This window comes from Mycobacterium sp. (assembly GCF_044223235.1).
In the GTDB taxonomy this organism is placed as follows: domain Bacteria; phylum Actinomycetota; class Actinomycetes; order Mycobacteriales; family Mycobacteriaceae; genus Mycobacterium.
Genome location: NZ_JBGAME010000023.1, coordinates 47,134 through 68,617 on the forward strand (window position 1 = coordinate 47,134; position 21,484 = coordinate 68,617).

The 21,484-nt window shown below is 69.3% G+C and carries 21 protein-coding genes; 7 read left to right on the forward strand and 14 right to left on the reverse strand.

Going from position 1 to position 21,484, the window contains the following annotated elements; genetic code table 11:
• The first annotated feature begins 79 nt into the window (after window positions 1-79).
• Both ADBZ6K_RS21520 and ADBZ6K_RS21525 read left to right on the forward strand, forming a co-directional pair.
• Entirely contained in the window at window positions 80-859 is a 780-nt protein-coding gene (locus tag ADBZ6K_RS21520; RefSeq protein ID WP_526350467.1) for a site-2 protease family protein, read from the forward strand.
• A gap of 64 nt (window positions 860-923) precedes the next feature.
• Window positions 924-1,817, forward strand: coding sequence for a cation diffusion facilitator family transporter (locus ADBZ6K_RS21525; RefSeq protein WP_526350469.1), 894 nt, complete (start codon window positions 924-926; stop codon window positions 1,815-1,817).
• 7 nt (window positions 1,818-1,824) lie between these two features.
• On the opposite strand, the gene ADBZ6K_RS21530 is transcribed toward ADBZ6K_RS21525, so the two are convergent.
• On the reverse strand, window positions 1,825-2,241 hold the full coding sequence (locus ADBZ6K_RS21530; protein WP_526350471.1) for a DUF3151 family protein: 417 nt from the start codon (window positions 2,239-2,241) through the stop codon (window positions 1,825-1,827).
• 110 nt (window positions 2,242-2,351) lie between these two features.
• Here ADBZ6K_RS21530 and ADBZ6K_RS21535 point away from each other — a divergent pair, with 110 nt between their 5' ends.
• Complete coding sequence (locus ADBZ6K_RS21535; protein ID WP_526350473.1) at window positions 2,352-3,179, forward strand: Rv0361 family membrane protein; 828 nt, start codon at window positions 2,352-2,354, stop codon at window positions 3,177-3,179.
• Between the two features lie 164 nt (window positions 3,180-3,343).
• On the opposite strand, the gene fbaA is transcribed toward ADBZ6K_RS21535, so the two are convergent.
• Complete coding sequence (gene fbaA / locus ADBZ6K_RS21540) at window positions 3,344-4,381, reverse strand: class II fructose-bisphosphate aldolase (protein WP_526350475.1); 1,038 nt, start codon at window positions 4,379-4,381, stop codon at window positions 3,344-3,346.
• Between the two features lie 133 nt (window positions 4,382-4,514).
• Here fbaA and ADBZ6K_RS21545 point away from each other — a divergent pair, with 133 nt between their 5' ends.
• On the forward strand, window positions 4,515-5,204 hold the full coding sequence (locus ADBZ6K_RS21545; protein WP_526350477.1) for a VTT domain-containing protein: 690 nt from the start codon (window positions 4,515-4,517) through the stop codon (window positions 5,202-5,204).
• 92 nt (window positions 5,205-5,296) lie between these two features.
• On the opposite strand, the gene ADBZ6K_RS21550 is transcribed toward ADBZ6K_RS21545, so the two are convergent.
• Genes ADBZ6K_RS21550 through ADBZ6K_RS21590 form a run of 9 tightly spaced genes read right to left on the reverse strand, consistent with a single transcriptional unit; the run spans window position 5,297 to window position 14,557 of the window.
• A complete protein-coding gene (locus ADBZ6K_RS21550) occupies window positions 5,297-6,496 on the reverse strand; it encodes a vWA domain-containing protein (RefSeq protein ID WP_526350479.1) in 1,200 nt (399 codons plus the stop codon).
• Between the two features lie 24 nt (window positions 6,497-6,520).
• Window positions 6,521-7,249, reverse strand: a complete 729-nt coding sequence (locus ADBZ6K_RS21555; RefSeq protein WP_526350481.1) for an SRPBCC family protein — start codon at window positions 7,247-7,249, stop codon at window positions 6,521-6,523.
• Between the two features lie 21 nt (window positions 7,250-7,270).
• Window positions 7,271-8,164 (reverse strand): ATP-binding protein, encoded by an 894-nt coding sequence (locus tag ADBZ6K_RS21560; RefSeq protein WP_526350483.1) that lies wholly within the window; start codon window positions 8,162-8,164, stop codon window positions 7,271-7,273.
• Entirely contained in the window at window positions 8,161-8,763 is a 603-nt protein-coding gene (locus tag ADBZ6K_RS21565) for a nucleotidyltransferase family protein (RefSeq protein ID WP_526350485.1), read from the reverse strand. Before ADBZ6K_RS21565 ends, ADBZ6K_RS21560 begins: the two co-directional genes overlap by 4 nt.
• Entirely contained in the window at window positions 8,753-9,544 is a 792-nt protein-coding gene (locus tag ADBZ6K_RS21570) for an XdhC family protein (RefSeq protein ID WP_526350487.1), read from the reverse strand. Before ADBZ6K_RS21570 ends, ADBZ6K_RS21565 begins: the two co-directional genes overlap by 11 nt.
• 13 nt (window positions 9,545-9,557) lie before the next feature.
• Complete coding sequence (locus tag ADBZ6K_RS21575; RefSeq protein WP_526350489.1) at window positions 9,558-11,951, reverse strand: aerobic carbon-monoxide dehydrogenase large subunit; 2,394 nt, start codon at window positions 11,949-11,951, stop codon at window positions 9,558-9,560.
• Complete coding sequence (locus tag ADBZ6K_RS21580) at window positions 11,948-12,433, reverse strand: (2Fe-2S)-binding protein (RefSeq protein WP_526350491.1); 486 nt, start codon at window positions 12,431-12,433, stop codon at window positions 11,948-11,950. Before ADBZ6K_RS21580 ends, ADBZ6K_RS21575 begins: the two co-directional genes overlap by 4 nt.
• A gap of 4 nt (window positions 12,434-12,437) precedes the next feature.
• The gene (locus ADBZ6K_RS21585; RefSeq protein WP_526350493.1) at window positions 12,438-13,340 is read right to left on the reverse strand and encodes an FAD binding domain-containing protein; all 903 of its coding nucleotides are present in this window, start codon (window positions 13,338-13,340) and stop codon (window positions 12,438-12,440) included.
• Between the two features lie 59 nt (window positions 13,341-13,399).
• Window positions 13,400-14,557, reverse strand: a complete 1,158-nt coding sequence (locus ADBZ6K_RS21590) for an XdhC family protein (protein WP_526350495.1) — start codon at window positions 14,555-14,557, stop codon at window positions 13,400-13,402.
• 44 nt (window positions 14,558-14,601) lie between these two features.
• Between ADBZ6K_RS21590 and ADBZ6K_RS21595 the strand changes: the two genes are divergently transcribed.
• Window positions 14,602-15,567, forward strand: coding sequence for a LysR family transcriptional regulator (locus tag ADBZ6K_RS21595; protein WP_526350497.1), 966 nt, complete (start codon window positions 14,602-14,604; stop codon window positions 15,565-15,567).
• A gap of 13 nt (window positions 15,568-15,580) precedes the next feature.
• Here ADBZ6K_RS21595 and nhaA read toward each other — a convergent pair whose 3' ends face one another.
• Window positions 15,581-17,428 (reverse strand): Na+/H+ antiporter NhaA, encoded by a 1,848-nt coding sequence (nhaA, locus tag ADBZ6K_RS21600; RefSeq protein ID WP_526350499.1) that lies wholly within the window; start codon window positions 17,426-17,428, stop codon window positions 15,581-15,583.
• A 141-nt stretch (window positions 17,429-17,569) separates the two neighbouring features.
• Window positions 17,570-18,694 (reverse strand): glycoside hydrolase family 76 protein, encoded by a 1,125-nt coding sequence (locus ADBZ6K_RS21605; RefSeq protein ID WP_526350501.1) that lies wholly within the window; start codon window positions 18,692-18,694, stop codon window positions 17,570-17,572.
• 94 nt (window positions 18,695-18,788) lie between these two features.
• On the opposite strand from ADBZ6K_RS21605, the gene ADBZ6K_RS21610 reads away from it, so the two are divergent.
• On the forward strand, window positions 18,789-19,331 hold the full coding sequence (locus tag ADBZ6K_RS21610) for a TetR/AcrR family transcriptional regulator (protein ID WP_526350537.1): 543 nt from the start codon (window positions 18,789-18,791) through the stop codon (window positions 19,329-19,331).
• On the forward strand, window positions 19,328-20,911 hold the full coding sequence (locus ADBZ6K_RS21615; RefSeq protein WP_526350503.1) for an MFS transporter: 1,584 nt from the start codon (window positions 19,328-19,330) through the stop codon (window positions 20,909-20,911). The genes ADBZ6K_RS21610 and ADBZ6K_RS21615 overlap by 4 nt, the downstream gene beginning before the upstream one ends.
• On the opposite strand, the gene ADBZ6K_RS21620 is transcribed toward ADBZ6K_RS21615, so the two are convergent.
• A complete protein-coding gene (locus ADBZ6K_RS21620) occupies window positions 20,795-21,439 on the reverse strand; it encodes a TrmH family RNA methyltransferase (protein ID WP_526350505.1) in 645 nt (214 codons plus the stop codon). The genes ADBZ6K_RS21615 and ADBZ6K_RS21620 overlap by 117 nt on opposite strands.
• Between the last annotated feature and the right edge of the window lie 45 nt (window positions 21,440-21,484).

Sequence of the window (21,484 nt, forward strand, 5' to 3'; positions counted from 1 at the left end):
GTTTCGCGGGGTCTTCCTACGGGCCTGTCGTAAGGACGCGTAAGGGCTCGTAAGACCCGTCCTGAGCTACCTTCGTCGGGTGAGCATCCGTCCGCCGCGCCAATCGGTGCGGCCGAGCCCGGTCTTTCTCCTGGCCGTCGCGATCACCGCGGCCGGCGGTGTGCTGGCCTGGATGTCGGCGGCGGATATCCGGCCGTTGGCCTACGTCGGGGTGTTCACCTTCGTCGTCTTCGGCTGGTTGGTGTCGCTGAGCCTCCACGAGTTCGGTCACGCGGTCACGGCGTGGCGGTTCGGGGATCGCGACGTCGAGATGCGCGGGTACCTGACGCTGAACCCGCTGAAGTACTCGCACCCGATGCTGTCGCTGGGCCTGCCGGTGCTGTTCATCGCGCTCGGCGGCATCGGCTTTCCCGGCGGCGCCGTCTACCTGCGTACGACGTTCATGACAGCGAGGCAGCGGACGCTGGTCAGCCTGGCCGGGCCCGCCGCCAATGCGACGCTCGCCGCGCTGATCCTCGGCCTGACGCGGCTGTTCTACGACCCGGCGCACACGGTGTTCTGGGCGGGCATGGCGTTCCTGGGTTTTCTGCAGGTGACGGCGCTCGTCCTGAATCTGCTGCCCATTCCCGGGTTAGACGGGTACGGCGCGCTGGAACCGCATCTGAGCCCGCAGACGCAGCGCGCCCTGCAACCCGCCAAACAGTGGGCGTTCTTCGTGCTGCTGCTCCTGCTGCTGTCGCCCGCCGGCAACCGGTGGTTCTTCGACATCGTGTTCTGGTTCGTCGACCTCGCCGGAACGCCACCCTGGCTGGTGGGGACGGGCGGCCAGCTGACCCGGTTCTGGTCGGCCTGGTTCTAGGCGGGTTGTCCGCCGCAACCCGGGCTGCTTGCCACATATGCGCTTTTACGCATATATTGCTGGCATGGGTGCGGGACACGATCACGGCCATGCGGACGCCCGCGTGAGCCGGATGATCTTCGCTGCGGCGATCCTCTCGGTGTTCTTCGTCGTCGAACTCACGACGGCGTTGATGATCGACTCGATCGCGCTGCTGGCCGACGCGGGACACATGCTGACCGACCTGGTCGCGATGTTCATGGGACTGACGGCCGTGCTGATCGCCCGGCGCGGCAGCTCGTCGCCGGCCAGGACCTACGGTTGGCACCGGGCCGAGGTGTTCACCGCGGTGGCCAACGCCGTGTTGCTGCTGGGCGTTGCGGTGTTCATCCTCTACGAGGCGTTCGAGCGCCTGGGCAACGCGCCCGAGGTCCCCGGCGTCCCGATGATCGTCGTCGCCCTGGCGGGCCTGCTGGCCAACCTCGTCGTCGTCCTGCTGCTGCGGTCGCACTCTGAGCAGAGCCTGGCGGTGAAGGGCGCATACATGGAAGTCGTCGCCGACACCGTAGGCAGCATCGGTGTGCTGATCGCCGGCATCGTCACGGTGACGACGAGCTGGCCGTATGCCGACGTCGTGGTGGCCGTGCTGGTCGCGCTGTGGGTGCTACCCCGCGCCATCGCCCTGGCCCGCGCGGCGCTGCGAATCCTGTCGGAATCGTCGCCGAGTCACATCGACGTGGAGGAACTCCGCGATGCTCTGTCCTCGGTGGATGGCGTCACCGAGGTCCACGACCTGCACGTCTGGACCCTGGTGCCGGGCAAGGACATGGTCACCGCACACCTGACCAGCAAGGCGGACTCGGCGCGCGTGCTCGGCGACGCCAGGGCGGTGCTGATCGCCCGCGGACTCGACCACGCCACCGTTCAGGTGGAAACCCCAGAAGGCGGGCGGGACTGCGGCTGCGCCGCGAAGTGGTAGCCCGGCGTCAGTCGAGGCCGAGTTCGGCGCGGGCCGAGGGATCGCAGTCGTCGAGCAGATCCAGGCAGCGCTGGTTCTCGTCGGTCTCGCCGATCGAATCCGCCGCGCGCGCCAGGGCGGCAACGCAGCGCAGGAAACCCTGGTTGGGTTCGTGGCGATAGGGAACCGGGCCGAAGCCCTTCCACCCGTTGCGGCGCAGCTGGTCGAGGCCGCGGTGATAGCCGGTGCGGGCGTAGGCGTACGCGGTGATCGCCTTGTCGTCGTCGAGGGCCTGCTCCGCCAGCGCGGCCCAGGCGACCGACGCGGACGGATGCGCCGCGGCGACGATCGCGGGGTTCTCGCCGGCCAGCAGATCCTCCTCGGCTTCGCTGTCGCCGGGCAGCAGCACCGGCTCCGGTCCCAGGAGATCACCCATGCGCATCATGTGGTCATTGTGCCGTGTCCCCGGCGGCCTCAACCGGCGGGCCCGCGGCACCGCCTGGCATACCTCGATAGGCTCCATCGGTAGCGTCGTACGGGAGGACCACAGCACGGATGTCGAACCCATCGGGGCCAGACCAGGAAAACCAGCCATCGGAGGGCGCCGAACGCGCCGCAGCCTCCGGCGAGCAGGCCGAACCGACCGGCCCGGCGGGACCCGCCGAACTGCGCGACGCGCCCGACGCCGAGACGGAGGTGTTTGCGCCGCCCACAGGGCCGGCAGATCCGCAGCCGGCCGAGCGCCGATTCACCGCCCCGTCAGGCTTCGACGGTTCGACGCAGAAGATCGGCACTCCGCCGCCGGACCCGGCCACCGAGGTCTTCGCGGTAGCGGACGCACCCGCGGGAGCTGCGGCCGCCGGCGCGGCGACCGAACCGTTCAATCCACAGAAAGTGGCGGCGCCACAGCACATTCCACCCAGGGATGACGCGCAGGCGCCACGCCGTAGCTGGGGTTGGGTGATCGCGGTCGTCCTTGTCATCGCGGCGCTGGTGGCCATCGCCGTGCTGGCGTTGGTGTTGTTGACCCGGGGTTCGGACTCACGGGCGTCGCAGGAGGATCAGGTCCGCACCACGATCCAGAACTTCGACGTCGCCATCCAGAACGGCGACCTGGCGACGCTGCGCACCATCACCTGCGGTGCCACCAGGGACAGCTACGTCCGATACGACGACGAGGCATGGGAGGAAACCCACGCCAGGGTGGCCGCGGCCAAACAGTATCCGGTGGTGGCCAGCATCGATCAGGTGGTGATCAACGGCGACCACGCCGAGGCCAACGTCACCACCTTCATGGCATACGCACCGCAGACCAGGTCCACCCGCAGCTTCGACCTGGAGTTCCGCGACGAGCAGTGGAAGATCTGCCAGGCCCCCCAGTAGCGGCGGGGCGCACAGTAGGCCCCTCACCCCGCGGCGGCCCCTCACCCCGCAGTCCCCGCGGGCCCGCTGCGTCCCCGCGGGCCCGCGCCGAAATCCACGTTTTGCAGCGACCCACTCGCACTTCGGCTGCAAAACGTGGAGTTCGGCGCAGAAGAGTGCCTGGGTCAGCCGGCTGACACGCTCCGGCCCGCGCTGTGCAGGTCGTTGCAGGCCTCGATGATGCGCTCGCTCATCGACGCCTCGGCCTTCTTCATGTAGACGCGCGGGTCGTAGGCCTTCTTGTTGCCGACCTCGCCGTCGATCTTGAGCACACCGTCGTAGTTGGCGAACATGTGCCCGGCGATCGGGCGGGTGAACGCGTACTGGGTGTCGGTGTCGACGTTCATCTTGACGACGCCGTACTTCAAGGAGTCCTCGATCTCCGACTTCAGCGAGCCCGACCCGCCGTGGAACACGAAGTCGAAGGGCTTGGACTCCGCGGCGAGACCCAGCTTGGCCACCGCCACCTTCTGCCCCTCGGCCAGCACCTCCGGCTTGAGCACCACGTTGCCCGGCTTGTACACGCCGTGGACATTGCCGAACGTCGCCGCGAGCAGATACTTGCCCTGCTCACCAATACCCAGGGCCTCGATCGTCTTCTCGAAGTCCTCCGACGAGGTGTAGAGCTTGTCGTTGATCTCGGCCTCGACGCCGTCCTCCTCACCGCCGACGACACCGATCTCGACCTCGAGGATGATCTTGGCCGCCGCCGCCGCCTTCAGCAGTTCCTGAGCGATCGCCAGGTTCTCGTCGATGGGCACCGCCGAGCCGTCCCACATGTGCGACTGGAACAGTGGGTTCTTCCCCTCGTCCACCCGCTTTTGTGAGATCGCCAACAGCGGCCGGACGTAGGTATCGAGCTTGTCCTTGGGGCAGTGGTCGGTGTGCAGCGCGACCGTGATCGGGTACCTGTCGGCGATCACGTGAGCGAACTCCGCCAGCGCCACCGCACCGGTCACCATGTCCTTGACGCCGAGGCCGGAAGCGAACTCCGCGCCGCCTGTCGAAAACTGGATAATCCCGTCGCTACCTGCGTCGGCGAAGCCTTTGATCGCTGCGTTCACCGTCTCCGACGAGGTGCAGTTGATGGCCGGGAACGCGAACGAATGGTCCTTGGCGCGGCTCAGCATCTCGGCGTAGATCTCGGGAGTAGCGATGGGCATGTTGTCCTACCTCTCGAATGCGATCTTTGGGCCGACTGGCCCTGTTCCAAGTCGTTTGCCCCTGTCATCCGAATCGTAGACCCCGGCGCCTCTCAGGTCTCCCTGTCTGCAACACGCCGGTAGTCTGGTCGCCGTGACGGTCCTGGCATCCCCGGAAACGGTGACCTATTTGGCGCTGCTTCCCGGCTTTCTCGAACCGGTCAACCTGCTGAATTCATTCGGCACGTGGACGCTTGCCGGCTTGCTGCTGGTCGTGTTCATCGAATCGGGCCTGCTGTTTCCGCTGTTGCCCGGCGATTCGCTGCTCTTCACCGCGGGCCTGGTCGCCGCAGGCGGCTCCGAAGAGGTGCCGCCGTTCGCCCCGCTGTGGTTGCTGATGGTCCTCATTCCCCTGGCTGCAGTGCTCGGCGACCAGGTCGGCTATGCGATCGGTAAGAACGGCGGAGAGCGACTGTTCAAGAACGACGACGCCAAGATCTTCAAGAAGCGCTACCTCGACGAATCGCATGCGTTCTTCGAGAAGCACGGCCCCATCACCATCTTCCTGGCGCGATTCGTGCCGATCGTGCGGACCTACGCGCCGCTGGTCGCGGGCGCGTCGAATATGCGCTACCGAACCTTCCTGAAGTGGAACGTGGTCGGCGGCATTGTCTGGGGAGCCGGGTTGACCCTGCTGGGGTATCTGCTCGGCCAGATCGGCTTCATCCGCGAACACGTCGACCTGATCTTCATCGTCATCGTGCTGGTCTCGATCATCCCGATCGTCCTCGAAGTCACGCGACGGTCCCGCAACGGGCGCGCCACTCCGGCCTCAGAAACCTGACCTTCGGCTCCGCCTCAGAAACCTGACCTTCGGCTCCGCCTCAGAAACCTGACCTTCGGCTCCGCCTCAGAAACCTGACCTTCGGCTCCGCCTCAGAACCCCGACGGACCCAGCGCCGCAAACAGGTCGCGCAGCCCGGTCAGCGAATGCGCGGGCAGGAACAGGTCGCAGTACGGCAACGCGGCAGCCATCGAACCCACCAGCGGGACGAACCCGGGTTGCGCGGCGCGTGGGTTGAGCCACACCAGCAGGTGCGCCCTGCGCCGCACCCGCTCCAGCGCATGTTCGAGCAGTTCGGGCGGATCGCTGTCCCAGCCGTCCGACGCGATGATCACCACCGCGCCGCGCAGCGCGTTGCCGTGCGGAGCGGCCAGCAGCTCGCCCATGCAGCGGCCCAGATGAGTTCCGCCGTAGCGGTCGGGCACCGCGGCGTTGACCCTGGTAAGCGCGACCTCGGCGGAGCGGTGGGACAGCACCGCGGTCAGCCGCGTCAGCGAGGTCGAGAACGCGAACACCTCCGGGCGGATGCCCGCGCGCCGCAGGGCGGCCGCCCGCATCAGGTGCAGGTAGACCGTTGCGTAGGGCGCCATCGACCGGCTGACGTCGCACACCAGCACCACGCGGCGGGTCCGCAGACGCGGCCGGGTCCGGGCCAGCCTCAGCGTCTCCCACCCGGTGCCACGCGATCGCCGCATCGTTTCCCGCAGGTCGATCCGCTTGCCGTTGCGGTCGGCTTCGCGCCGAAGGCTGCGCCTGCGCGGCCAGCGCTGCATCGCATGCTCCAGCCAGTCTCCGAGCCGGCGCAGATCGTCGGGATCGAACCGGTCGAACGGCTCGTCGGCGCGGCCCGCGAAAGGGCTGGGTAGGGGGTCGGGCACCAGCCACCCGATGTCGTCGGAACACTCCGGATGCGCCGGGGCGGTGCGGGTGATCCACGGCAGGGAGCCGGTGCCGCCGCGGGCGTCGTCGCCGCCCTGCGAGCCGGACTCGGGCACCGGCGAGGACCCGCGGCGTTGCCTCATGCCCGGCGGGTCTAGCCCCAGCACCGCCCCGTCGAAGACGGCGCCGAAGGTCGCGTCGAACGCCGGGAGGTCCTCGACCCGGTTGACCAGGGTCAGCCGGGCCGCCCAGTACAGCTGGCTTCGTGAGCGCGGCGCCAGCTGACGCAGCGCGGCGACGAACCCGGCCGGCCCGCTGGCTGCCACGTGGACACCGCAGCGGCGCAGCCGGGCGACGAGGGCGACTGAGAACCCCGCGAGGTCACAACCGCGGAGCGCCAGCGGAGCGGTCATCAGGGCCGGGGAGCGGTCAGGAGATCAGCGCCGCGCATTCCTGGCGATGCGAAGCCGGCCCAGGGTGAAGATCAGGGCCGCCAGCGCGAATGCCGCCGCAATGGGCCCGTACTTCTTCACCAATCCGCCCCCGGCGAGCTCGAGCAGATCGATCGGGGCTGCCTCGCGGGGCGGCTCCGCCGGAGCCTGTGGCTGCTGCGGTGCGGCCGCGTCCGGACGGGCAGCACCGTTCGAGCTGACGTCGGCGACACCGTTCGAGCTGACGTCGGCGACACCGTTCGAGCTGACGTCGGCAGCGGGTGTCGCCGCGGGCGCAGCCAGTTTGGCCTCCAGCGACTGCACGAACTCGCCGAGCAGCTTCTCAGAGACCTGCTGCAGCATCCCGCTGCCGAACTGGGCCAGCTTGCCCACGACCTTGAGGTCGGTGTCGACCGTGACGCGGGTCTGGTCGCCGGCGTCGTGCAGCTGTGCGGTCACGGTGGCCGCCGCGTTGCCGCTACCCCGTGATTCCTTGCCCCGCCCGTCGATCACCGCGCGGTGTGCGTCGTCGTCCCGCTCGACGAAGTGGGCCTTGCCGTTGAACTCGCTCGTCACGGGGCCGACCTTCAGCTTGACCTTGCCGAGCACGTCATCCCCTTCACGGCCGGTCAGCGACGCCCCCGGCATCAGCGGAATGACCTGCTCGAGGTCGGTGAGCACGTCCCAGGCCTTGTCGATGGGAACGCTGACCGTGAACTCGTTGGCGATCTTCATGGCGGTTGTCCTCTCTACGGTTCACCCTGAGCTGTACTCGACAAGGGCGTCGCGAATCAAGATGCGATCGTCCGGTGTCTTGGCCAGTGCCCCGATTCCGGCCAGTGCCCGTTCGGTGGCCGGGTCGACGAGGTCGGCCACGCCGAGGGCCGCCAGGGCCGCGACCCAGTCGATGGTCTCCGCGACGCCGGGCGGCTTGTCCAGGTCGAGGGTGCGCGCGGCGCCGACGAATTGGACGGCATGTTCGATCAGCGCGGTGGTCGCACCGGGGACGCCGCGGCGAACGACGGCCACGGCTCGGATCGGGTCCGGGTAGTCGATCCAGTGGTACAGGCAACGACGACGCAACGCGTCGTGCAGGTCGCGGCTGCGGTTGGACGTCAGCACCGCCACGGGCGGCCGCTCGGCGACGAACGTGCCCAGCTCGGGGATCGTCACCGCGGCCTCGCCGAGGAACTCGAGCAGCAGCGCCTCGAATTCGTCGTCGGCGCGGTCGATCTCGTCGATCAGCAGCACCGGCGGCGTCGGGCCTCGGTACCGCACGCATTGCAGGATCGGCCGCTCCACCAGATACGCCTCGGTGTAGAGGTCGGCCTCGTCGATGCCTGCGGCCCCGCCAGTCCGGTGCGCCTCGGCCAGCCGGATGCTCAGCAGCTGCCGCTGATAGTTCCAGTCGTACAGCGCCTCACTGGCGGTCAGCCCCTCGTAGCACTGCAGTCGGATCAGCGGCGCACCGGTGACCCGGGCCAGCGTCTTGGCCGCGGTCGTCTTGCCCACGCCGGGCTCACCCTCCAGCAGCAGCGGCCTGCCCAACGCGATGGCGAGGTAGATCGCCGACGCCGTGCCCTCATCGAGCAGGTAGTCGTGGGCGTCGAACCGGCGGATGACGTCGTCGACGCCTGCGAACCCGCTCACGGCGGCGTCCCCACCGAGGCGGCCAACAACCGCTCATAGTCGTCCCAGGTGTCGACGTCCGGCGGCAGGTGTCCGTCGACGTCGACTGCCCGGACCGCGATGTCGCCCCCCTCGATCAGCTTCCACACGCCCTTGTCGCCGTGCAGGCGGGCGACGTCGGGGAACACCGCCCTGCCCAGCCAGAACGGGTGGCCGACGCCGTCGGCGTATCTACACACCGCGATCGGCGCGTCGCCGCGGCCGTCGATCAACCGCCGCACGGCGTGCACCGACACGGACGGCTGATCGCCGAGCAGCAGTACCAGTCCGGCAGTCCGCGGGTCGACTACGGCCAGCGCGGTGCGCAGCGACGCCGAACAGCCCGAACCGAAGTCTTCGGCGACCACCACCTCGATTGCGTCCAACGCCACCGCGGCGCGCACGGCGTCGCCCGCGGCGCCGAGCGTCACGATCAGCTGATCGAACCGGCAGGCCCGGGCCATCGCCAGGGTCGCCCCCAGCAGAGTCGAATCACCGTATGGCAGAAGCTGTTTTGGTGTTCCGAGGCGGCGGGAGGAGCCGGCCGCCAGCACCACACCGGCGATGCGTTCAGTGGCCATGCGCCGCGCAGTGGTGCTCGTCGCCGGGCGAGGCCGACGTGGCCGCGGCCGCGTGCATCCCACCGAGCCGGCGGCCAGGGATGATCTCGGCGATGATCTCGGCGATGATCGACACCGCGATCTCCGCCGGTGTCCGCGCGCCGATCGGCAGCCCCACGGGAGTGTGCACCAACGCACGCTGTGCGCCGGTGAGGTCGAGCCCGGCCAGTACCGACGCACCGCGCGCCGGGCTGGCGACCAGACCGACGTACCCGACCCCTGCGTCGAGCGCCGCCATCACGGTCTGCGCCTCGGGGCCGCCGTGACTGGCGATCACCACCGCGGTGGCCCCCGCGAATCCGGTGCCGTCCTGCCCGTCGCGCTCGACCTCGTAGCCGAGCACCGAACAAAGCTGCGCGAGCGCGTCGGCGATCGGGCTGGTCCCGCAGATCCGGATCAACGGGACGGGAACCCGTGGCGCGAGGAAGATCTCCAGCGCGCCGCCGGACAGGCAGGGGTTGACGACGACGCATGCGCCGGGCGCCTCGGGGAAGTGGACGTCGCCGTCGGGCAGCACCCGCAACAGCACGCTCTCCCCCGCCTGCAGCGCGCCGAGGGCGGCCTTGCGCACCGACGCCTGGGCGCATTGACCGCCGACGAATCCCTCGATCGTCCCGTCGGGCAACAGGATCGCCTGATCCCCCGGATGCGCCGAGGTGGGCTGCTGGGCCCGGACCACGGTGGCATGCACGAACGGCATCCGCTCGCGCAGCAGCTGCTCGGCGCGTTGACTGATCAGCATCTGGACTCCCGGATCAGATGGGCGGCGTCGCCCGGCCCTGCATGGCCTCCCACACCCGCGACGGGGTGAGCGGCATATCGGCGTGCCGAACCCCGTACGGCGCCAACGCATCCACCACGGCATTGACGACCGCGGGCGGCGAGCCGACGGTGGCGGATTCGCCGATGCCCTTGGCGCCGATGGGGTGATGCGGCGAGGGTGTGACGGTGAAACCGGTCTCGAAGTGCGGCACCTCCATCGCGGTGGGGATGAGGTAGTCCATCAGCGAGCCGCCGAGGCAGTTGCCCTCCTCGTCGAAGGCAATCATCTCCATCAGCGCCATGCCGATGCCGTCGACGAGGCCGCCGTGCACCTGGCCCTCGATGATCATCGGGTTGATCCTGGTGCCGCAGTCGTCGACGGCCAGGAACCGGCGCACCTTCACCACCGCGGTCCCCGGGTCGACGTCGACCACGCAGAAATACGCACCATAGGGGTAGGTCAGGTTCTCCGGGTTGTAGCACACCTCGGCGTCCAGGCCGCCCTCGATACCTTCGGGCAGATCGCCCGCGCCGTGCGCCCGCATGGCGATGTCCTGGATCGTCACCGACGCGCTGGGATCGCCCTTGACGTGGAAGGACCCCTTCAGCCATTCCAGGTCGGCGACGGACACTTCGAGCATGCCCGAGGCGATGATCTTGGCCTTGTCGCGCACCTTGCGGGCGACCAGCGCCGCCGCCGCACCGGAGACCGGGGTCGACCGGCTGCCGTAGGTGCCCAGCCCGAACGGGGTCTGGTCGGTATCGCCGTGCACGACGTCGATATCGTCGGGCGGGATGCCGAGTTCCTCGGCGACGATCTGGGCGAAGGTGGTCTCATGCCCCTGGCCCTGGGTCTGAACCGACAGCCGCACAACGGCTTTGCCGGTCGGATGCACCCGCAGCTCGCAGCCATCGGCCATGCCGAGACCGAGGATGTCCATGTCCTTGCGCGGCCCGGCGCCCACCGCCTCGGTGAAGAAGGCCATCCCGATGCCCATCAGCTCACCACGTTCGCGCTTCTCACGCTGTTCGGCGCGCAACGCGTCGTAGCCGATCATGTCCATCGCCAGCCGCATGGTCTTCTCGTAGTCACCGGAATCGTAGGTCCAGCCCGTCTTGGACTTGTACGGAAACTGATCCGATTTCAACAGGTTTCGCAGTCGCAACGCCGCGGGGTCGAGTTTCAGCTCGTACGCCAGGCAGTCCACCAGCCGCTCGACGAAGTACACCGCCTCGGTGATGCGGAACGAACACGCGTAGGCCACCCCGCCCGGGGCCTTGTTGGTGTACACGGCCGTCATGTGGCAGTAGGCGGCCTCGATGTCGTAGCTGCCGGTGAACACCCCGAAGAACCCGGCGGGGTACTTCACCGGGGCGGCGGTGCCGTTGAACGCGCCGTGGTCGGCGAGCACGTTGGAACGGATCGCCAGGATCTTGCCGTCGGAGGTCGCGGCGATCTCCCCGACCATGATGTAGTCGCGGGCAAAGCCTGTGCTGGTGAGGTTCTCGCTGCGGTCCTCCATCCACTTGACCGGTTTGCCCAGCAGCAGTGAGCCGACGATGGCGCACACGTAGCCCGGGTAGATCGGTACCTTGTTGCCGAAGCCGCCGCCGATATCCGGTGAGATGACCCGGATCTTGTGTTCGGGCAGGCCCGCCACCAACGCGTACAGCGTGCGGTGCGCGTGCGGGGCCTGCGTGGTGGACCACAGCGTGAGCTTGCCGGTGACGGGATCCAGATCCGCCACCGCGCCACAGGTTTCCATCGGCGCGGGGTGCACCCGCGGATACACGATCTCCTGCGTGACCACGACGTCGGCCTTCGCGAACGCGGCCTCGGTGGCCGCGGCATCACCGGTCTCCCAGTCGAAGCAGTGGTTGTCGGACTTGCCCTCCAGGTCGGTGCGGATGACGGGGGCCTCGGGCGCCAGCGCACGGCGGACGTCGATGACGGGGTCAAGGGGTTCGTAGTCGACGTCGATGAGTTCGAGCGCGTCGCGGGCCGAGTAGCGGTCCTCGGCGACGACGAATGCGACCTCCTGCCCCTGGAAGCGCACCTTGTCGGTGGCCAGCACCGCCTGCACGTCGTTGGACAGCGTGGGCATCCACGCCAGACCCTTGGCGGCCAGGTCGGCACCGGTCACCACCGCCTTGACCTTCGGATGTGCTTGGGCCGCAGACACATCGATGCCGATGATGCGGGCGTGCGCATACGGTGAGCGCAGGATCGCCAGATGCAGCATGCCGGGCAGCGCGACGTCGTCGACGTAGTTGCCCCTGCCGCGGATGAACCGCGGGTCCTCCTTGCGCAGCATCCGGCCGTGCCCGCAGGGCTTCTGGTCGTTGTCGGCCAGGTCGTCGGGCTTGGAGGTCTCCAGGGTGGTCACGCCGTCACCCCCTCGTTCTTGGCGGCCTCGGCTCTGGCGGCCCACTGGACGGACCGCACGATGGTGGTGTAGCCGGTGCACCGGCAGATCTGACCCGAAATCGCTTCGCGGATCTCGTCTTCGGATGGGTCGGGATTGCGGTCGAGCAGCGCCCGCGCGGTGATCATCATGCCCGGTGTGCAGAATCCGCACTGCAGGCCGTGGCACTGCATGAAGCCCTCCTGTACCGGGTCGAGCGCACCGTCGACGGCGAGTCCCTCCACGGTGCGCACGCTGTGGCCCGAGGCCATCGCGGCCAGCATGGTGCACGACTTCACCGGAACGCCGTCCACGTCCACCACGCAGGTGCCGCAGTTGCTGGTGTCGCAGCCCCAGTGGGTTCCGGTGAGCCGCAACTGATCCCGCAGAAAGTGCACGAGCAGCATGCGGGGTTCGACATCGGCGGTCACCGATTCGCCGTTGACGGTCATGGTTACCTGCATGGCTTTAGTTCCCTTCCAGGGCCGGCGTCGCACGCACGCGCTGCACCGAGGTGCGCAAGGTGCGGATGGTCAGTTCGCAGGCCAGATGCCGCTTGTAGTCGGCGCTGCCGCGCATATCGCTGACCGGCTCGCAGGCGTCGGCCGCGCGGCGTCCGGCGTCGGCGAAGGTCTCCTCGGTGGCCGGCCTGCCCGCCAGCGATTCGGCCAGTGCGCGCAGGCCGTCGCGGTCGGCGTTGACGGCGGTCAGTCCCACCCGCGCGGCCACGATCGCGTCGCCGTCGACGGTGACCGATGCACCCGCCGCCGTGACCGCCCAGTCCCCGACCCGGCGTTCCACCTTGGCGTACGCGCTCGAGGTGTTGTGCCGCAACGGGATCCGCAACTCGACCAAGATCTCGTTGTGCGCCAGCGCCGTTTCGTATGGGCCGAGCAGGAAGTCGTCGATCGGGATCTGGCGTTCACCCGACGGTCCCCTGGCCAGGCAGACGGCGTCGAGCACTTCGCAGACCGTGGTCAGATCCTCGGCCGGATCCGCTTGGCACAGTGACCCGCCCACGGTTCCGCGGTTGCGCACCACCGGATCGGCGATCACCCGTTCGGCGTCGCGGAAGATGGGGCACACCACTGCAAGGGCGTCGGAGTCGAGGACCTCGCGGTGTCGGGTCATCGCCCCGATCCGCACCAGCAGGGGGGAGCTGACGCCCCCGACGGAGATGAAGCCGAGCTCCGGCGCCAGGTCGTTGATGTCGACCAGATACTCGGGGTTGGCGATGCGCAGTTTCATCATCGGCAGCAGGCTGTGGCCGCCCGCGACGATCAACGCCCCGTCGCCCAACCGGTCCAAGAGTCCGATGGCGTGGTCGACGCTCGTCGCGCGTTCGTATTCGAAGGGTCCTGGAACTTGCATGTGACCGCCCTCACGTCCGCGGGAAGGGATTCCCAGTGTCGGCCGCGTTAATTGACTCGTCAACTACCGGTTAAGGAATCACTTAATTCGGTCGATTCGTCCTGGTCACGATGGATTCGGCCGTCGGTTTCTGTCAGCGGTCTACCGCTGCCACCCCATCGGCTGGCGATGATCTCCGCCGCGATCGACACCGCGGTCTCCTCGGGCGTACGCGCACCGATGTCCAGTCCGATGGGGCTGGACAGGCGGGCCAGCTCGGCGTCGGTGAGCCCCACCTCCCGCAGCCGGGCGATGCGGTCCTCATGGGTGCGGCGGGACCCCATCGCCCCGATGTACCCGAGCTGAGGCAGCCGCAGCGCGACCTCCAGCAGCGGCACGTCGAACTTCGGGTCGTGGGTGAGCAGGCAGACCACCGTGCGACCGTCGATAGACCCGGACTCGGCCTGCGCGCGCAGATAGCGGTGCGGCCAGTCGACGACGACCTCGTCGGCGGTCGGGAAGCGCGCGGTGGTGGCGAACACCGGGCGCGCGTCGCACACGGTGACCCGGTAGCCGAGCATCGTGCCCTGACGGGCCACCGCAGCCGCGAAGTCGATCGCCCCGAACACCAGCATCCGGGGCCGCGGGGCGTAGCTGGCGACGAACACCTCCATACCCTCGCCGCGGCGCTGTCCGTCGGGTCCGTAGGTGAGCACGGCGCTGCGGCCCGAAGCCAGCAGCCCGCGCGCGTCGTCGGTGACCGCGGCGTCGGCGCGTGGCGAGCCGAGCGTGCCGGTCACGTCCTGCCGCAGCACCAGTCGCCGCCCGACCCAGTCCGCGTCAGGGTGGGCGATCACCGTCGCCACTGCCACAGGCCGGTGGCCCGCGATGTCATCGGCGAGATCGTCCAGCTCCGGAAAGTCCACGGCCGAAACGGCTTCGACGAACACGTCGATGATGCCGCCGCACGTCAGGCCGACCGCGAACGCGTCGTCGTCGCTGACGCCGTAGCGCTGCAGCCGGGGCAGTCCGTCCGCGGCGACCTCGGTGGCCAGTTCGTACACCGCGCCCTCGACGCAGCCGCCCGACACCGAACCGCTGACCGTACCGTCGGGGGCGACCACCATCGCCGCGCCGGGGGGTCGTGGGGCCGAGCGGAATGTACGCACCACCGTGCCGACGCCCGCGGTGCCGCCGGCACGCCACACGGCCAGCAGATCGCTCAGCACGTCCCTCACACGTCCAATCTAGGCGGGCCGGGCAAGGCCCGTAGGCTCTGGTCGTGACACCAGCGCAGCTTCGCGCGTATTCGGCCGTCGTGCGGCTGGGTTCCGTGCACGCGGCGGCCGCCGAACTCGGCATGTCGGACGCTGGGATTTCCATGCACGTCGCGCAGCTGCGAAAGGAGCTCGACGATCCGCTGTTCAGCCGCACGGCTGCGGGGCTGGCCTTCACCCCGGGCGGGCTGCGGCTGGCCAGCCGGGCGATCGAGATTCTCGGGCTGCAGCAGCAGACGGCCATCGAGGTCACCGAGGCCGCACACGGCCGTCGGCTGCTGCGGATCGCGGCCTCCAGCGCGTTCGCCGAACACGCCGCACCCGGTCTGATCGAGCTGTTCTCCTCACGGGCCGCCGACCTCTCGGTGGAGATGTCGGTGCATCCGGCGAGCCAGTTCCGCTATCTGATCGAATCGCGCGCCGTCGACGTCGCGATCGGCCCTGCCGGCGCGGGCACCGCGGAGAGCGCGGGGGCGATCGCCGTGCGACCGTTCCTGAAGTACCAGATCGTCACGGTCGTCGCAGCCGGACATCCGCTCGCGGGTGCCGCGCCCAGCCTCGGCGCATTGCGGGAACAACAGTGGATGCTGGGTCCCTCGGCGGGCAGCGTCGACGGCGAAATCGCGGTGATGCTGCGCAATCTGGCGATCCCGGAGGGCAATCAGCGGATCTTCCAGAGCGATGCCGCCGCACTCGAGGAGGTGCAGCGGGTCGGCGGCATCACCCCGACGATCGGCTTCGCCGTCGCCAAGGATCTGTCGGCGGGGCGGCTCGCCGTGCTGAAGGGTCAGGGGCTGCAGATCTCGGGCGAGTGGGCGGCCGCCACACTGCCCCCGGCGTCGCGGCAGCCCGCCGTCTCCGAGCTCGTCGGGTTCATCACCACACCGCGCTGCACCCAGGCGATGATCCGCGGCACCGGGGTGGGCGTCACCAGGTTCCGGCCCAAAGTCCATGTGACGCTGTGGAGTTGAGCTGCGCGCTTGGCTACCGGACGCGGCCGGCCTCCAGCGCGCGGATCAGTGATGCCGCATCCCACGGACCCTTGTGCCGCACACCGTTGATGAAGAACGTCGGGGTGGCGTTGAGGTCCATCGCCTCGGCGTCCTGCGCGTCGTCCTGCACCCGGTGCAGCACCTTCGACGAATGCACCCGCACATCCTCGTCGAACTTTTCGAGGTCGCAGCCGATCGCGGCCGCGTAGCGGTACATGTCCGACCACTCCAGGTCGTCCTGGTGGGCGAACAGTTCCCGGCCCATCTCCCAGAACTTGCCCTGCAGTGCGGCCGCCTCGCTGGCCCGCGCCGCGTCGAAGGCCCGCGGATGTTCCCGCTCCAGCGGGAAATGGCGCCACACATACCGCAACTCGTCGCCGAAATGTGCCAGCACCTCATCGATCCCGCCGGTCGCCCGGCTGCAGAACGGGCACTGGAAATCGCCGTACTCCACCAGGGTGAGCGGCGCGTCCGGGCGGCCGCGCAGGTGATCACGCTGGGGATCCACGGGACGCACCAGGGTCATCCCCACCGGTTGGGGCGGGCTGACCAGATCGGTGATCCGGAAGATGGCCCAGCCGAGCAGGAACGCCACGACCGACGCGGCGAGCACCCCGACGCGCGCCTCGTCCTGCTTGACCGGATCGTCGATCGCCAGGTCGACGATGAACAGCGAGATGGTGAATCCGATGCCCGACAACGCCGCGCCACCGGCGATCCGGCGAAGCGTCAGGCCGGGGGCCAGCTGACCGAGACCCGTCCATTTCATGACCGCGGTCGCGCCGGTGATTCCGACGAACTTGCCGATCACCAGGCCCGCCACCACACCCCAGGTGAGCGGCGAGCGGGCCGCGGCGCTCAGCGTCTCCCCCGTGAGCCGCACACCCGCGTTGGCCAGCGCGAAGATCGGCAGGATCACGAACGACACGTAGGGGCCTACCGCGGTCTGCAACCGCTCGTTGATCGAGATCGACTCGCGCAGGCTGCGTGCCGCGGCGCGGGCGTACTGCGAGTTCGGCGACTGGCGGAAGGCCCGGATGACCTCGACCGCCTGCTCCACCCGCTGACGCTCGGGGGTGAACACCGGAATCAGCAGCGCCACCGCCACACCGGCCAGCGTCGGGTGGATGTGCGCCTGAAACAGCGCCAGCCACAACGCAAATCCCAGCAGCGCGTAGGCGGGGCCGCGATAGAACGGTAGCAGCCGTACCGCGGCCAGCGCACCGACCAGCGCAATGGCGACGGCCAGGGGCACCACCTGGATGTCGTCGGAGTAGAACACGGCGATCACCGCCAACGCCCCGACGTCGTCGACGACGGCCAGCGTCAGCAGGAAGATCCGAAGCCGGCCGGGAAATTTCGGGCCGATCACCGCGAGCGCCCCGACCAGGAAGGCGGTGTCGGTGGAGATCACCACACCCCACGCCCTGGCATCCTCCGTCGACGCGTTGAACAGCAGGAAGATCGCGGCGGGCACGACCAGGCCGGCCAACGCCGCGACCACGGGCACCGCCGCCCTCGCCCGGTCGGTGAGTTCGCCGATGGTGAACTCCCGGGTCACCTCCAGGCCGACGATGAAGAAGAAGAACGCCATCAGGCCGTCGTTGACCAGGTGCTTGACGCTGAGCTCCGCGTGGCGATCGCCGAAGACAAGCCCGACGTGGGTGTTCCAGAACGTCGAATAGCTGTCCGCCCATGGCGAGTTGGCCCACACGATCGCCGCCACGGTGAAGATCAGCAGCAGTGCCGCGGCGGTGTTCTCGGTGTTGCGCGCGGCACCGGGGGTGCCGGTGAATCTGCTCGGCAACAGGCGAACGATGCTGGGATTGGCCTCGTTCACGTCAGCGCGTGCCCCCAGACGGATCGGTGGGGTTGACGCCCAACAGGATTCGTGTGATCGGAATCTCCAGCCGGTTGCCGGTCATGGTCGCAGAACTGTGCACGACCATATCTGCCGCGGCGCGCCGACGCGATGCGATGCTCACTCCGCCCGATCGGCGGCCTCGCCGTTGGACACGACGTGGGCGGCCTCCATCAGCATCCAGCCCGAGAGCTGGACGGACAGATCGCGCTCGGGGACCGCCGACTGGTTGACCGCACCGTCGACGGACTGCGCGGCGGCGCCGCTGACGGTCGGCAGCTCGGCGGTGCGGTCCCAGAACGGCCCGAACAGCGGAAGGCCGTCGACGTCCTGGCGGTTGTCCCACGCCGCCCGCGCCGAACTCACCACCAGCGCCCCCGCTGCCTCGCGCGCCTCGGCGTCGGCGGGGGTGCGCTGCGGCAGCGTCGTGACCACCAGTGCCAGGTAGCGCGCGAGGATCGCGTTGAACAGTCCACCGTCGCCACCGCCCGCGCCCTTGATCACCCCGTCGGGCGCCATATTGTCGCGCACCGCGGCGACCAGCCGGTGCACCCGCTTCGCGTGATCGTCGTCGACGGTGCGCGCCGCCAGTTCCACCTCGAGGCCGATCACCACGCCCTGGCAGTAGGTGTACTGCGCGCGGACCAGCGAACCCGCCTTGAGGCCGTCGAACACGAGATGGGTCTCCGGGTCGATGAGCAGCTCGTCGATCCAGTCGGCCATCTGCTGGGCACGGCGCAGCCTGTCGTCGTAACGGGCCAGGAAGATGCCCGCAGGCCCGTTGGCCGGGGCGTTGAAGAACTGATCCTGCTTGCGCCACGGAATGCCCCCGCCGTCCTCGGGCACCCACGCGTTCACCAGCTGGGCGCACAGCTTGTCCAGCGCGCGCGGCTTGTCCACACCGGCCAGCCGACCGGCCCGCTCCAACGCCAGCGCCAGCCAGGCCATGTCGTCGTAGTAGTTGTTGACCCAGGACAGCCCGTTGCGCAGCCAGTGCGCCCGAATCTGGCGGGTGATCTGCGTCTGGCGTTCGGGTTTGGGGTCGCGCAGCTGCGCGTCGACCAGGCAGTCCAGCAGGTGCGCCTGCCACCAGTAGTGCCAGATCTTGAACAGCCGGTAGCGCCGCGCGGACGGCCAGGCCACCATCCCCAGCTGGGTTCCCGGCAGACCGTACAACGGCTTGAGGTGCCGCCCCGCGATCGCCGCCTCTGCGCTGGCGGCGCGGTTGGCCCATAGCTGATCCATCAGCTGATACTGCCCTACCCGCGCCCACCCCGCGTGGGGGTGTCACCGAGAAAGCCATGAGACAAATGTGTATCACATGAGCTACATTCGTCTCATGACGCCGGATCGTGATCGCTTGTTGCGCGCCGCCGCGGAGTTCCTGGGCCGCCGGCCCAACGCCACCCAGGACGAGGTGGCGGCCGCGGTCGGGGTGAGCCGCGCGACGCTGCACCGGCACTTCGCGGGGAAACCGGCGCTGTTGGCCGCGCTGGAAGAGCTGGCCATCGCCGAGATGCGGGCGGCCCTGGAATCCGCCCGGTTGCCGGAGGACTCCGCCATCGATGCGCTGCGGCGCCTGGTCGCGGCGTGTCAGCCGGTCGCGCCGTACCTGTGCCTGCTGTACAGCCAAAGTCAGGAGCTCGACGTCGACCAGTCGGCACGGGCCTGGTGGGAGATCGACGCCCAGATCATGGCGCTGTTCGAACGTGGCCAACGCTCCGGCGAGTTCCGGCCCGACCTGACCCCGCCTTGGCTGACCGAGGCGTTGTACAGCCTGGTCGCGGGCGCAGGCTGGGCCATCCAGGCGGGCCGCGCCGCCGCCCGCGATTTCGACTTCATGATCACCGACCTTTTGTTGAACGGAGTAAGACCCTCATGAACCGCCGCTGGCTCGCCCTTGGCGTGCTGACCCTGGCCGTCCTGCTGGTCGGGATCGACGGCACGGTGCTGGCCCTCGCCACACCTTTCATCAGCCGCGATCTCGACGCGACAAACACCCAGATCCTCTGGATCGGCGACATCTATTCGTTCGTGCTCGCCAGCCTGCTCATCACCATGGGCAGCCTCGGCGACCGCATCGGGCACAGGAAGCTGCTGCTCGGCGGTGCCACGGCCTTCGCCGCCGTCTCGGCCCTCACCGCGTACGCGCCCACCGCCGAACTGCTGATCGCCGGCCGGGCGCTGCAGGGTGTCGCGGGCGCGACCCTGGCCCCGGCCACGCTGGCGCTGGTCCGCGGCCTGTTCCCGGTGGCGCGCGAACGTGCGCTGGCCGTCGGCATCTGGGCCGCCGCCTTCTCCGCTGGGGCCGCCATGGGCCCGCTACTCGGCGGTGTTCTGCTCGAGCACTTCTGGTGGGGTTCGGTGTTCCTCATCAACGTGCCGGTCGTGGTGGTGCTGGTGACCGGCGGGCTGGTGCTGGTACCCGAGCTGCGCAACCCCGCCCGCGGACCGTGGGACCTGCTCAGTGTCGCCCTCTCGATGGTCGGCATCCTGGCCGTGGTCTACGGCATCAAGGAGACCGCCGCGGCCGGCGTGCGGCTCGACGGTGTCGTCGCCGCCGCGGCCGGCCTGATCGCACTGGCGCTGTTCGTGCGCCGTCAGCTCCGCCTGGACCACCCGCTGATCGACGTCCGGTTGTTCCGCAACCGCGCGTTCTCCGGGGTGGTCGGCGCCAACCTGCTGTCGGTGCTCGGCCTTTCGGGCCTGGTGTTCTTCCTGTCCCAGTTCTTCCAGCTGGTCCAGGGCTTCGGCCCGTTGCAGGCGGGCCTGGCCGAACTGCCTGCCGCCCTGGCGGCCACCGTGTTCGGCGTGCTGGCCGGTGTCGCCGTGCGCTATTGGTCCAAACGCGCGGTGCTCACGACCGGTCTGGCGATGGTGGGTGTGGCGATGGCGACGCTCACCGTCATCCGGCCCGACACGTCCTACCCCCAGCTCGGGGTGGCGCTGTTCGTCGTCGGCGTCGGCCTCGGGCTGGCGTTCACCGTGGCCAGCGACGTCATCCTGGCCAGCGTCCCGCGCGAACGCGCGGGGGCGGCGGCCGCGGTGTCCGAGACGGCCTACGAACTCGGGATGGCGCTGGGCATCGCCACGCTCGGCTCGATCGTCGCCGGCGTCTACCGCGGCTTCACCACACCCGCGGGCACTCCGGCGGAGCTGGCCGCCCACGCGCACGATTCGCTGGCGGGCGCGGTGCGGGCGGCCGAGTCGCTGCCCGCAGACCATGCAGCAGAGCTGCTCGACGCGGCACGGACCGCGTTCACGGACGGCCTTGCGATCGCCGCGGGTGCGGGGGCGGCGCTGATGCTCACCTCGGCGCTGGGGGTGTGGATCCTGCTGCGGGATCTACCAGGCCCGGCCGAGGTTGGCGTGCTGGACAACCCAGGTGTGCATGGCAATTCCGGCGGCAACGGCGGCGTTGATGCTGCGGGTCGACCCGAACTGTGCGATCGAAACTGTTAGTTCGGCCCCGGCGCTGGCCTCGTCGGTGATGCCGGGGCCCTCCTGCCCGAAGATCAGCAGGCACCGTCGTGGCAGCGTGGTGTGTTCCAGCCGCACTGCACCCGCCACGTTGTCGACGGCCACGACGGTGAGCCCGGCCGTCGCGGCGAACGCCAGCAGCTCCGCGGTGCTGGTGTGGTGGCACAACCGTTGGTAGCGGTCGGTCACCATGGCGCCGCGCCGGTTCCAGCGGCGCCGCCCGACGATGTGCACGGTGTCGACGGCGAACGCGTTCGCGGTGCGCACCACCCCGCCGATGTTGGCGTCGTTGACGAAGTTCTCGATGGCGATGTGCAGCGGGTGGCGGCGGGTGTCGATATCGGCGACGATCGCCTCCCGCGTCCAGTACCGGTACGCGTCGACGACGTTGCGGGCGTCCCCGTCGCGCAGCAGCCCCGGGTCGTAGCGCGGATCATCGGGGAGCGGACCCGGCCAGGGACCCACCCCGGGGGGGTCGCCCCACTCCGTGGGGCCGGGACCGTCAGTCACGTGTGGTCCACAGCCAGACGACGACTGCACACAGCGCCGCGATGA